This is a genomic window from Williamsia sp. (assembly GCF_036566845.1).
In the GTDB taxonomy this organism is placed as follows: domain Bacteria; phylum Actinomycetota; class Actinomycetes; order Mycobacteriales; family Mycobacteriaceae; genus Williamsia.
On record NZ_DATCVM010000087.1, the window covers coordinates 1 to 11856 of the forward strand.

General features: G+C 65.7%; 13 protein-coding genes and 1 pseudogene. 10 read left to right on the forward strand and 4 right to left on the reverse strand.

The features are described from left to right. Positions 1-69: 69 nt before the first annotated feature. From gndA to VIQ49_RS07430, 3 genes are all read right to left on the reverse strand, one after another. The gene (gene gndA, locus VIQ49_RS07420) at positions 70-1512 is read right to left on the reverse strand and encodes an NADP-dependent phosphogluconate dehydrogenase (protein ID WP_331882631.1); all 1443 of its coding nucleotides are present in this window, start codon (positions 1510-1512) and stop codon (positions 70-72) included. Between the two features lie 67 nt (positions 1513-1579). Further along, positions 1580-2527: a M56 family metallopeptidase gene (locus VIQ49_RS07425; protein ID WP_331882633.1), complete on the reverse strand. Its 948-nt coding sequence runs from the start codon at positions 2525-2527 to the stop codon at positions 1580-1582. A 12-nt stretch (positions 2528-2539) separates the two neighbouring features. Beyond that, on the reverse strand, positions 2540-2956 hold the full coding sequence (locus VIQ49_RS07430; RefSeq protein ID WP_331882635.1) for a BlaI/MecI/CopY family transcriptional regulator: 417 nt from the start codon (positions 2954-2956) through the stop codon (positions 2540-2542). A gap of 311 nt (positions 2957-3267) precedes the next feature. Here VIQ49_RS07430 and VIQ49_RS07435 point away from each other — a divergent pair, with 311 nt between their 5' ends. The 10 genes and pseudogenes from VIQ49_RS07435 to VIQ49_RS07480 all read left to right on the forward strand — a co-directional run bounded on the left by VIQ49_RS07435 (position 3268) and on the right by VIQ49_RS07480 (position 10642). Next, positions 3268-3699, forward strand: a complete 432-nt coding sequence (locus VIQ49_RS07435) for a PaaI family thioesterase (protein WP_331882646.1) — start codon at positions 3268-3270, stop codon at positions 3697-3699. Between the two features lie 40 nt (positions 3700-3739). Beyond that, a complete protein-coding gene (locus VIQ49_RS07440) occupies positions 3740-4963 on the forward strand; it encodes a DUF6986 family protein (protein WP_331882672.1) in 1224 nt (407 codons plus the stop codon). 238 nt (positions 4964-5201) lie between these two features. After that, positions 5202-5309 (forward strand): annotated as a pseudogene (locus tag VIQ49_RS07445) (pirin family protein); the annotation flags it as partial. Between the two features lie 32 nt (positions 5310-5341). After that, positions 5342-6055 (forward strand): pirin family protein, encoded by a 714-nt coding sequence (locus VIQ49_RS07450; protein ID WP_331882648.1) that lies wholly within the window; start codon positions 5342-5344, stop codon positions 6053-6055. A gap of 94 nt (positions 6056-6149) precedes the next feature. Continuing rightward, positions 6150-6452 (forward strand): urease subunit gamma, encoded by a 303-nt coding sequence (locus tag VIQ49_RS07455; RefSeq protein WP_331882651.1) that lies wholly within the window; start codon positions 6150-6152, stop codon positions 6450-6452. An 8-nt stretch (positions 6453-6460) separates the two neighbouring features. Next, complete coding sequence (locus tag VIQ49_RS07460; protein WP_331882654.1) at positions 6461-6790, forward strand: urease subunit beta; 330 nt, start codon at positions 6461-6463, stop codon at positions 6788-6790. Further along, entirely contained in the window at positions 6790-8511 is a 1722-nt protein-coding gene (locus tag VIQ49_RS07465; RefSeq protein WP_331882657.1) for an urease subunit alpha, read from the forward strand. Before VIQ49_RS07460 ends, VIQ49_RS07465 begins: the two co-directional genes overlap by 1 nt. Beyond that, positions 8511-9173, forward strand: a complete 663-nt coding sequence (locus VIQ49_RS07470) for an urease accessory protein UreF (protein ID WP_331882660.1) — start codon at positions 8511-8513, stop codon at positions 9171-9173. Before VIQ49_RS07465 ends, VIQ49_RS07470 begins: the two co-directional genes overlap by 1 nt. Before the next feature lie 76 nt (positions 9174-9249). Next, on the forward strand, positions 9250-9927 hold the full coding sequence (gene ureG / locus VIQ49_RS07475) for an urease accessory protein UreG (RefSeq protein ID WP_331882663.1): 678 nt from the start codon (positions 9250-9252) through the stop codon (positions 9925-9927). Positions 9928-9937: 10 nt separating this feature from the next. After that, positions 9938-10642: an urease accessory protein UreD gene (locus VIQ49_RS07480; RefSeq protein ID WP_331882666.1), complete on the forward strand. Its 705-nt coding sequence runs from the start codon at positions 9938-9940 to the stop codon at positions 10640-10642. Between the two features lie 12 nt (positions 10643-10654). On the opposite strand, the gene VIQ49_RS07485 is transcribed toward VIQ49_RS07480, so the two are convergent. Next, on the reverse strand, positions 10655-11856 hold a 1202-nt coding region (locus VIQ49_RS07485), incomplete at its 5' end, for an NAD(P)/FAD-dependent oxidoreductase (RefSeq protein ID WP_331882669.1).

The following is an 11856-nucleotide window of genomic DNA, read 5'->3' on the forward strand; positions in this document are numbered from 1 at the left end:
TACACGAAGATGCTCCACGTATTTGTGGAGCGTCTTCGCATAGGCGGAGCGGCTGCGGGTGTCGGGAGGTCAGGCCTGGATTTCGGTGCGGCCTTCGCTCCAGAGTGTGTGGAATGCGCCTTCTTTGTCGATGCGTTGGTAGGTGTGGGCGCCGAAGAAGTCGCGCAGGCCTTGGGTCAGGGCGGCGGGTAGGCGCTCGGCGCGCAGGGCGTCGTAGTACGACAGCGACGAGGAGAAGGCCGGGACCGGGATGCCCATGGTGGTGGCGGTGGCGACGACCTCGCGCCAGCTGTCGACGGCGTTCTCGACGGCTTCGCGGAAATACGGGGCCAGTAGCAGGCTCGGGAGTTCGGGGTTTTCGGCGTAGGCCTCGCGGATGCGGTTGAGGAACTTGGCCCGGATGATGCAGCCGCCGCGCCAGATGGTGGCGAGGTCGCCGGGGTGCACGTTCCAGCCGTATTCGTTGCTGCCCGCGGCGATCTGGTCGAAGCCTTGGGCGTAGGCGACGACTTTGGAGGCGTAGAGCGCTTTGTTGATGGCGGCGACGAACTTTTTCTTGTCGGTGGGGGAGGCGGCGAGGGTTCCTGGTGCCAGTGTTTGTGCCTGCTTGCGCTGGTCGGTGGCGCTGGAGAGGGCGCGGGCGAAGACGGCTTCGGCGATACCGGTGGTGGGGATGCCCAGGTCGAGGGCGGATTTGACGGTCCAGCGGCCGGTGCCTTTTTGGCCGGCGGCGTCGACGATGACGTCGATGAGGGGTTTGCCGGTTTCGGCGTCGACTTGGGACAGTACTTCGGCGGTGATCTCGACGAGGTAGCTGTCGAGGTCGCCGGAGTTCCATTCGCGGAAGACATCTGCGATCTCGGCCACGGGCATGTCGAGTGCTTTGCGCATGAGGTCGTAGGCTTCGCCGATGAGTTGCATGTCGGCGTATTCGATGCCGTTGTGGACCATCTTGACGAAGTGGCCTGATCCGTCGGGGCCGATGTGGGTGCAGCAGGGTTCGCCGTCGACGTGGGCGGAGATCGATTCGAGGAGCGGGCCGAGGGATTTGTAGGACTCGACCGGTCCGCCGGGCATGATCGAGGGGCCGTTGAGGGCACCTTCCTCGCCTCCGGAGATGCCGGCGCCGACGAAGTTCAGGCCGCGCTTGGACATGGCTGCTTCGCGGCGAATGGTGTCGGTGTAGAGCGAGTTGCCGCCGTCGATGATGATGTCGCCGGTTTCCATCAGGTCGGCGAGCTCTTCGATGACTGCGTCGGTGGGGTCGCCGGCCTTGACCATGATCAGCACCCGGCGTGGCTTCTGCAGCGCGCCGACGAACTCCGCCATCGTCTCGGTGCGGACGAAATCACCTTCGGTGCCGTGCTTCTCGATGAGCGCATCGGTCTTTGCGATGCTGCGGTTGTGTAGGGCCACGGTGTGGCCGTGACGAGCGAAGTTGCGGGCGATGTTGGAACCCATCACCGCAAGTCCGGTGACTCCGATCTGGGCGCGAGCAGCTGAATCAGTCATTGCTACACCATATGACGAAGGATCAGATGGCGAAGGTCGAGGTCCCGGCGGCCGTCGGCGATCGGTGTCAGGCGCTGATGAGGCGGTGGAGTTCGTTGAGCCAGGGGATGGCCACGGCGAGCGTGGGCACGATCAGGATCGCGGCCGCGGCAGTATAGGCGAGTACCGAGATCAGCATCGTCGGGCGGGTGTCGGACAGACGTTTGACCCGCGCGAGGGTGCTCGGGCCGCCGATTGCCATGGCTCCGCTGGGTGCGACGGAATCTGCGCAGGCGACAAGTGCTCGGCCGAGTTGGGTGTGACCGGTGGTCCGAATTGCGGTGTCGTCGGCGAGCAACTCGACCAGCAGTTGGACCGCGCCCAGGGCCGACCGGCTCCGGACAAATCGCGGGAATGCGTCGTGGACTGCGATGAACGCTTCGAGGATCAGGTCGTGGCGGGCCCGCAGATGCGCGCGTTCGTGACTGATGACGGCTTCGAGCTCGTCACGGGTCAGGCGGGCAACAGTGCCTTCGCTGAGTACAACCCGCTGACGGAGGCCGGGCAGGCAGTAGGCCATCGGCTGATCGACCTCGAGCATGCGGACATCGCGGGCGTTGAGCGGGCTGTCGGGTGCGGACCGATCCATCCGGTCGAGGAGATCGACCAATTGACGATGTGCCGACCGGCGGGCCCTGGTGCGCATGGAGACCCGGATGATGCTGTAGATCAGGCGGGCGCCGACAACGAGGGTGAGGAGGAAGACCGTGACGTAGATCGTCCAGCGAAAGATACCCAGAGTCGCCACTTCTTCGAGTGGATTGGCGACGGGGCGGCCTTGTTCATCAACCGTGAGCATGTTGGAGGCGATGGCCAGCCCACAGCTGAACGCCGACAGCACGGCCGCGAGAGCGATCGATTGCCACAAGGCCATCGCGGCGCGGGGGGCTCGAAGCGGCCACTGGGCACTGGCCAGCCAGCTCGGGGCCGGCCATACCAGGATCACAGCGACGATCCCGAACACTAACGCTGTCACGGCAAAGTGTTCCTAAGGCTCAATGATGCGGTGAGGCTCGCGGGGGGTTCCACGAGCCGATTCCAGTTCGTCGAGGGCGCGTCGCAACGCTTGTGCTTCGTCGGCGCCGACTCGTCCCACAAAGGACACGAGTGCGGCCTGGCGTGAGCCTGCTTCGTCGGCTTCGCTGAGGGCGTCGACCATCAGGCTGGCAACGAGGTGCTCGCGCGGATGTGTCGCGGAGTACCGATGTGCCCGATCGTCACGGAGTTGCGTCACCAAATGCTTCTTGGCGAGACGCTGCAGAACGGTCATCACTGTTGTGTAGGCCAGCTCGCGATCCGCGGAGAGCGCGGCGTGCACCTGTCGCACCGTTTGAGGTTCGTCTGAGGACCACAAGTTGTCCATGACGACCCGCTCTAGTTCACCCAACCCGTTCATTCTTCTCACTTTACTTTTCTTCTCATGAATTAGCTCAACGCCCATCGGCATAATTTTTCTCCGAGACACTTGACACATTGGTAAGGCTAGCCTACATTCTTATTTACGAGGACCGCGCGAGAGTCCTGAGGGCTGCAGAGACCCCCGGTCCACGCCACAGCAGGCCCCACCTTCCAGGTGGGGCCTGCTGAGTTTCCGGGCCTGAACTGTGCGGTTCCAGCAGGGTGAACAACCCCCCGGCGCGGGGCGACCCACACTTTGACAAACTGGCTGCATCGCCACGTCCATCGAATGTGGCCCGTCGATGAGGAGGCCGGTCGGTGACCGACGCAACCGATTTCAGCTCGTTCGATCCGACCACGTGGACAGCCCGGGGGTTCGATTCGGAACTCGGCCTGGCGTACGACACGGCGACCACGGACGGCGTGTCGGCGAAGTTCACGATCACCGACAAGCTGCTGCAGCCGTTCGGCATCGTCCACGGCGGCGTCTACTGCGCAGTCATCGAATCCGTGGCGAGCATGTCGGGTCAGATGTGGCTCAATGCCAACGTCTCCGCGCAGGGCCACGTCGTCGGTGTCAACAACAGCACCGACTTCCTGCGTGCCGTGACCACCGGTGAGATGTTCGCGCGGTCGAAGCCGATCCACCGGGGCCGGCGCCAGCAGTTGTGGGAAGTGGACATCAACGATGACGGCGGGAGGCTGATCGCGCAGGGGCGGGTCCGGCTCCAGAACATTACCGAAGGCTGATGCGACCGTGACCGAGGGGAGCCGGCCCGGCCACATCGGGATGTCGCCGCCGGCGCTCGAGCGGATCGACGCGGTGCTCGCCGCGGTCGATGCCGAGTTGCTCCGCGATTTTCCCGGGGACCGTACCGCGCAGCAGCCGGTTCACACCGTCTATGTGAGTGCGGCGGACGCGAATGTCGACACCCCCGCGGAGTGGGGGCTCGACGCGATCCGGATCGCCGACAGCGCGCACCGGACGCTGGACGATCTCGACGGCCGAAGTGTCCTTCCGCTGGTGCTCGATCGCCTGGCGGCCCAGCCGATCGAGGATCTGCGGATCGACCTCGAGGACGGCTACGGATGGCGGGCCGACGAGGTCGAGGACCGGCATGCCCGCACCGCGGGAGAAGTCCTCGCGCGCTGGGCGGCTGCGGGCGACGCGGCGCCCAGGGTCTTCGGTGTGCGATGCAAAGGACTCGGGGCGTCCGAGCGGGTCCGGGGTCTTCGCAGCCTGGAACGCGTCCTGGACGGCGCCGGGGGAGTTCCGGCGGGATTCGTTGTGACCGTGCCGAAGTTGCGGCACGTGACGCAGGTCGATGCCGTGCTGATGATCTGCGAAGAACTCGAACGTGTGCACGGGCTGCCCGCGGGCGTTCTGCGGTTCGAACTGCAGATCGAGAGTCCGCAGGCGATCCTCGGTGCCGACGGCCGGGCAACCGTCGCGGAAGCAGTGCACCGAGGCGGCGCGAGGCTGACCGGCTTGCACTACGGGACCTACGACTACAGCGCGGCCTGCGGCATCGTCTCGGCGCAGCAGTCGCTGGAACATCCGGTTGCCGATCATGCGAAGGCGGTCATGTTGGTGGCCGCGGCCCAGACCGGTGTGTGGATATCCGACGGATCCACCCAGATCGCACCGGTCGGTACACCGGACGTGATCGATGCCGCCCTCCGCCGGCATCACCGCCTCGTGACCCGCGCGCTCGAACAGGGCATCTACCAGGGCTGGGACATGCATCCCGGGCACCTGGTCACGCGTTGGCTCGCGGTCTTCTCCTTCTTCCGCCAGGCGATGCCCCCGGCTGCCACCCGCCTGCAGGCCTACTTCGATCGCCAGAGTTCCGAGTTCATCGACGAACCGGCCACGGCTCAGTCACTCGCCCTGGTGATCCTGCGGGGGCTCGCGGCCGGAGCCTTCACCGAAGACGATGTCCTGACGGTCGGTTCACAATGCTCGAAGGACGCGCTGGTCGCTCTGCGTGGAAGCGGTGGTGTGCTGCGCTGAGTGTGCGCATGATGTCGGGCAGGAGTCCTTGTGGAGTCGAATGGAGAGTGTAATGCAATCAGAGCCTGGTTCCGGTCAGACCTTTCAACTCGACCACCCATGGCAAGCGTTGTCACCCTTCCTGTTTGCGACCCATCACGTCGACAGCTATCCGAACGGCACCCCGGACATGACGCCGGCCGCATCGCTCGCCGCACATGCGCTGGGCAGCGACTTCGGCAATCCCGAGGGGTGGAGCATGTATCACGGCCGGCGGGTGCCCGGCTTCCCCGCGCACCCGCATCGGGGCTTCGAGACCATCACCATCGTGACTCGTGGTTACGTCGATCACGCAGACTCCACCGGCGCCGCGGCCCGCTACGGTGCGGGCGACGTCCAGTGGCTGACCGCCGGCAACGGGTGTCACATTCGGAGATGTTCCCTCTGCTCGACGAGGAGTCGGGCAATCCGTTCGAGCTGTTTCAGATCTGGCTCAACCTGCCGGCGGCCGACAAGAAGGCCGACCCCGAGTTCACGATGTTGTGGAATGAGGACATACCCGTCGTGGAACTGACCGGACCGGACGGTGGCACGGCGCGGATCACGATCGTCGCGGGCCGATACGGGGATACCGAACCCCCTGCGACGCCATCGAATTCGTGGGCATCGCGGGCTGGATCGGACGTTGCGGTGTGGTTACTGGATCTGCAGCCCCACGCGCGGGTCGAACTGCCGGCGGCCACGCACACCGACGCGCGCCGCGTGCTCTACGTCCACGGCGACGGCGCCGCCGCGATCATCGACGGCCACGACGTGGCCGACGGTCACGGATACGTGCAAACATCGCCCGGCACAACCGTTGTCGAGACAGGCGACTCGTCCGCCCACCTGTTGCTGCTGCAGGCGGTACCCATCGGTGAGCCGGTGGCACAGCACGGTCCTTTCGTGATGAACACGCGCGAGGAGATCGCCCAGGCCTACGACGACTACCAACGAACACAATTCGGCGGCTGGCCGTGGGACCGGACAGACGTGGTGCACCCGAAATCCGAAACCCGGTTCGCGCGCCATACCGATGGGCGGCTGGAACGTCCCGCGCCGGCAGTCGGCTGACCGGATGCAATGCTCGGCGCGCCGCCCGCGGACCCGCGTGGCAGTATGAGTCGGACCGTCACTGTCCGTCGGCTGCGCCATCGAGGAGGAAACCGTGCATTTGTCGCCGCATGAACAAGAGCGACTGATGCTTTCGTACGCGGCGGAATTGGCTCGCCGGCGACAGGGCCGCGGGCTGCTGCTCAATCATCCCGAGTCGGTGGCGATCATCACCGATCACATCCTCGAAGGTGCCCGCGACGGCCGGTCGGTTGCCGAGTTGATGTCCTCGGGTCGTGAGGTCCTGACGCGGGCCGACGTCATGGACGGCGTTCCCGAGATGCTGCATGACGTTCAGGTGGAAGCCACGTTTCCGGACGGCACCAAACTCGTGACCGTGCACAATCCGATCTCCTGACAGGACCGATGATGGCCGACAACGAGTTGATTCCGGGTGAAATACTCTGCGCCCCAGGCGAGATCATTCTGAACGAGGGTGCCGACGTGATCGAGGTGGTGGTTGTCAACAGCGGCGATCGGCCCGTGCAGGTCGGCAGTCACGTGCACTTCGTGCAGTCCAACGGCGCACTGGATTTCGATCGCGAGGTCGCGTTCGGTCGTCGCCTGAACATCCCCGCCGGAACCGCGGTGCGTTTCGAACCCGGCCTTTCGGCAACTGTGGAGCTGGTCCCGATCGCCGGTACCCGGGAGGTGCACGGGATCTCGTCGAACCCACCAGGAAGGTTGGACGCCTGATGGCATCGCTGAGTCGTGAGCGCTACGCCGAGCTGTACGGCCCCACCGTCGGTGACCGGATCCGGCTGGCCGACACCAACCTGCTGATCGAGGTCACCGAGGATCGCTCCGGCGGTCCGGGGCGTGCTGGTGAGGAAGCCGTCTTCGGGGGCGGCAAGGTCATCCGTGAGTCGATGGGGCAGGGGCGCGCGACGCGTGCCGACGGGGCGCCGGACACCGTCATCACCGGCGTCGTCATCCTGGACCACTGGGGAATCATCAAGGCGGACCTCGGTATTCGCGACGGCCGGATCGTTGCCCTCGGCAAGGCCGGTAACCCCGACACGATGGACGGCGTACACCCCGACCTCGTGATCGGGCCTTCGACCGAGATCATCGCCGGCAACGGCAAGATCGTCACCGCGGGCGGAATCGACTGCCACGTCCACTTCATCTGCCCGCAGATCATGGACGAGGCGCTCGGCAACGGCATCACCACGTTGATCGGCGGGGGCACCGGCCCGGCAGAGGGCAGCAAGGCGACAACCGTCACGCCGGGTGCCTGGCATCTGGCCTCGATGTTGTCGGCGACCGATCACTGGCCGTTGAACATCGTCCTGCTCGGCAAGGGCAACACGGTCAGTCTCGAGTCGATGCGCGAGCAATTGCGGGCCGGCGCTTCGGGTTTCAAGCTCCACGAGGACTGGGGGAGTACTCCCGCGGCCATCGATGCCTGTTTGCGTATCGCGGACGAGTCGGGCGTCCAGGTGGCGCTGCACTCCGACACCCTCAACGAGGCGGGATTTGTCGAGCACACACTCGAGGCGATCGCGGGGCGCGGCATCCACGCCTACCACACCGAGGGCGCCGGTGGCGGCCACGCACCGGACATCATCACGGTCGCCTCCTACGCGAACGTCCTGCCCAGTTCAACCAACCCGACCCGGCCGCACACCGTCAACACCCTCGACGAGCACCTCGACATGCTGATGGTCTGCCATCACCTGAATCCGAGTGTCCCGGAGGATCTTGCGTTCGCGGAGAGCCGGATCCGTCCGTCGACCATCGCTGCCGAGGACCTGCTGCACGACATGGGCGCGATCTCGATGATCGGTTCGGATGCCCAGGCGATGGGCCGCATCGGTGAGGTCGTCCTGCGGACCTGGCAGACCGCACACGTCATGAAGGCGCGACGAGGCTCTCTACCGGGCGACGGCGCCGCCGACAATCAACGCGCGCAGCGCTACGTGGCCAAATACACGATCTGCCCGGCCATCGCCCACGGACTCGACGACGAAATCGGGTCGGTGGAGGTCGGAAAGCTCGCCGATCTGGTGCTGTGGGATCCGGCGTTCTTCGGTGTCCGGCCGCAGTTGGTGATCAAGGGTGGCGCAATCGCGTGGGCTCAGATGGGTGATGCCAACGCCTCGATCCCGACGCCGCAGCCGGTGCTGCCCCGGGCCATGTTCGGCGCGGCCCCCAAGGTCGCGGCGGCGACGTCGTTGAGCTTTGTTGCGCCGCAGGCGATCGAGGACGGACTGCCCGAACGGCTGGGGCTGGACCGACGCCTGGTACCGGTGAAGAACGTCCGGCACATCGGCAAGGCCGACATGCCGGGCAACAGTGCGCAACCCGACATCCGCGTCGACCCCGACACGTTCACGGTGACCATCGACGGTGAGGTCTGGGATCAGCAGCCCGCGACGTCGTTGCCGATGGCGCAGCGATACTTCATGTTCTGATGTCCACACACGACAGTTCTTCTGCTTCACGGCATCTGGGAATGTTGCTCACCCTGGCCGATTCGCGATTGCCGGTGGGCGGACACGTTCATTCGGGGGGTTTGGAGGAGGCGATCAGTTCGGGGTCGGTCCGCGACCTCGACGCCCTGCGCGACTTCCTGATTCGCCGGGTCAGCACCGCGGGATTGGTGGCCGCTTCGATTACGGCAGCGGTTGTCGCCGGATCCATCGATGTCGCCGAAGCCGAGGTCGAGACCGATGCGCGAACTCCATCGGCGGCGGCGCGGCGTGCCTCGCGAGCGCAAGGTCGGGGCATGTTGCGGCTGGGCAAAAAGATCTGGCCACAACAGGATTGGGCAGCCCATCCCACGCGCCCGCACCTACCGGTGGTCACCGGATCGGTGGCGCGCGCCGCCGGATTGAACCCGCATGAGAGTGCGATGGTGCTCATCTACACAACCATGACCGGCTCCGCGACCGCCGGTCAGCGGCTTCTTGCGCTCGACCCCGGCGACGTCGCACTGCTGGGTGTGCAGCTGACCGATCTGTGTGAGCAGACCGCCGCCGAAGCCGCGACGGGGCTGGCCGACCTGTCCGATCCACTGCTCGATGTGCTCGCGGCGCGGCACGAGCTACGACCGATGCCCCTGTTCGCGTCGTGACCCACTGCCGATTTCGGTGCGCCAGAGCTGTTGGGGCACACATTGAAACGATTGACCTCGAACGAAGGAGACAGCCTTGCCACCGCACTTGATCGACGGAGCGCCCCATACCCACGATCACGCCCGGCCGAAACGGAATCGCGTGCCGGGTGAGGCGTTGCGCATCGGCATCGGCGGCCCGGTCGGCTCCGGTAAGACGGCACTGGTCGCGGCCCTGTGCCGGCAACTGCGCGACGAGCTGTCGGTGGCGGTCCTGACCAACGACATCTACACCACCGAGGATGCGGACTTCCTGCGACGCAACGCGGTCTTGCCGGATCAGCGGATCACCGCGGTGCAGACCGGTGGTTGCCCCCACACCGCCATCCGCGACGACATCACCGCCAACCTGGACGCCATCGATGACCTGGTCGAGGCCAATCCGCCACTCGACCTCATCCTCGTCGAATCGGGCGGTGACAACCTCACCGCGACCTTTTCGACGGGCCTGATCGATGCCCAGATCTTTGTGGTCGATGTGGCCGGCGGCGACAAGGTGCCGCGCAAGGGCGGCCCCGGTGTCACGTTCTCCGATCTGCTGGTGGTCAACAAGACTGATCTCGCGCCGATGGTCGGCGCCGATCTGCAGGTGATGCGCGATGACGCCGAGCGGGTACGCGAAGGCCGCCCGACGGTGCTGATCTCGCTGACCGACGATCCGGCCGCGAGCGATGTACTGCGCTGGGTTCGGGAGCAGTTGGCCGCGACTGTCTGAGCGGTCGCCGATGCATACCGAAGTACATCTCGAAGCCGTGAAAGGCCGGTCGCCGCGGATCCGGGCGACCGGTGGGATCGCGGCACGTCAGACCGGTGACGCCGTGCTGCACCTGATCTCGACTGCGGCGACCCCGCTCGGCGGTGACACCATCGACATCCGGGTGGATCTCGGATGTGGATCGAGACTGACGGTGTTCAGTGTGGCCGCGACAGTCGCGCTTCCCAGCCGCGGCGAGCCGCGATCCGAGCTGAACTGGCACGTCACCGTGGCCGACGGGGCGCAGCTGGTGATCGATCCGCTACCGACGATCGTCGCGGCCCACGCCGTCCATCACAGCAACACCACGGTGTCGGTGGCCGGTTCGGGGTCGGTTCAGATCACCGAGCGCGTGCAGATCGGCCGGTTCGGTGAGGATCAGGGTGCCTGGTCCGGTCGGCTGAACGCCGACATCGACGGATCGGCAGCGGTGCGGCATCAGATTCGGCTGGGCAGGCGAAACCACGACCGCCTGGGCGCGCCGGCGGTGCTCATCAGCGAGTTCCGTTACCCGGACGACCGGGAGGATGTCGTGCATCCCGACGCGACGGCCGCCCGTTTGCGGCCGGCCACCGGGGGAAGCCTGACCACGGTGCTCGCCGACACGATGCCCCGGGCGGAGCAACTTGCCGGAGAACTGCGTTTTCTGGAGGAATTCGCATTGCCGGCGAATTGATCCGCGGCTGAGTCAGCTGGCCGCCGGTTTGGCGTCTTCCCCAGTGGCTTCAGGAGTGGCCTTCCCCGTCGAGACCACGTTGTCGGTTGCCTTCACCGGATCAGACAGAACGGGCTTGCCGTTGGGCGAACCCGCGACGTCGTCGCTGCTGTTCTGCGTCTTCTCGAGCTGGGCGAGTCGGTCGAGTGCGTTGCGGGCCAGGGTCTGCTGCTCGGTGATGGTCAGCTGCGACCGACCCCTGGTCATGAAGGCAAACGACCAGTCGACGATGGTGTTCAGTCGGCTGCGGAACCCGACGATGTACACCAGGTGCAGAAGCAGCCAGCCCAGCCAGGCGAAGAAACCCTCGGTCTCGAGGTTCTTCTTGAAGCCGGGAACCGGGACCGACATGACGGCGCTGAACTTCGAGATCGTGGCCATCGATCCCTTGTCCCAGTAGTGAAACGGTTCCCGCTCTTCGGGGGTCTTGCCGGCAAGTCCGGCCTTGATGGCGTCGGCTGCGTATTTGCCGCCCTGGATGGCGCCCTGGGCCATCCCGGGGACATCTTCGACCGACATCATGTCGCCGACCACGAAAACGTTCGGGTTGCCCGGGATCGACAGGTCCGGCTGCACCTTGACGCGGCCCGCACGGTCCAGTTCGACACCGCTCTGCTCGGCGAGCTGCTTGCCGAGTGGGCTGGCAGCGACACCGGCCGACCACACCTTGCACTGCGATTCGATGCGTCGGGTGGTGCCGTCCTTCTCCTTGACCAGCAAACCGTCGTAGTCGAGGTCGACCACCATTGCGTTCAGCTGGATTTCCACACCCATGCGCTCGAGGCGATGGGCGGCCTTGCTGCCCAGATTGGCGCCCATCGGCGGGAGGACGGCCGGCGCGGCATCGAGCAGGATCACGCGGGATTCGGTGGGATCGATGTTCCGGAAGGCTCCCTTGAGTGTCTTGTTGCTCATCTCGGAGATCTGTCCGGCCAGTTCGACGCCGGTCGGGCCGGCCCCGATGACAACAAACGTCAGCAGGCGGGAGCGCTCTTCGTGATCGTCCGACAACTCGGCCTGTTCGAAGGCACCCAGAATGCGCCCTCGCAACTCGAGTGCATCGTCGATGGTCTTCATACCCGGTGCGAACTGGGAGAAGTGATCGTTGCCGAAGTACGACTGGTCGGCACCGGCCGCGATGATCAGGCTGTCGAAGGGCGTCTCGGTGATGCGTT

Coding starts and splice junctions, on each gene's coding strand:
- gndA (WP_331882631.1), bottom strand. CDS start 1,512: ATGACTGATTCAGCTGCTCGCGCCCAGATCGGAGTCACCGGACTTGCG.
- VIQ49_RS07470 (WP_331882660.1), top strand. CDS start 8,511: ATGTCCACACACGACAGTTCTTCTGCTTCACGGCATCTGGGAATGTTG.
- VIQ49_RS07440 (WP_331882672.1), top strand. CDS start 3,740: ATGTCGCCGCCGGCGCTCGAGCGGATCGACGCGGTGCTCGCCGCGGTC.
- VIQ49_RS07480 (WP_331882666.1), top strand. CDS start 9,938: ATGCATACCGAAGTACATCTCGAAGCCGTGAAAGGCCGGTCGCCGCGG.
- VIQ49_RS07460 (WP_331882654.1), top strand. CDS start 6,461: ATGATGGCCGACAACGAGTTGATTCCGGGTGAAATACTCTGCGCCCCA.
- VIQ49_RS07465 (WP_331882657.1), top strand. CDS start 6,790: ATGGCATCGCTGAGTCGTGAGCGCTACGCCGAGCTGTACGGCCCCACC.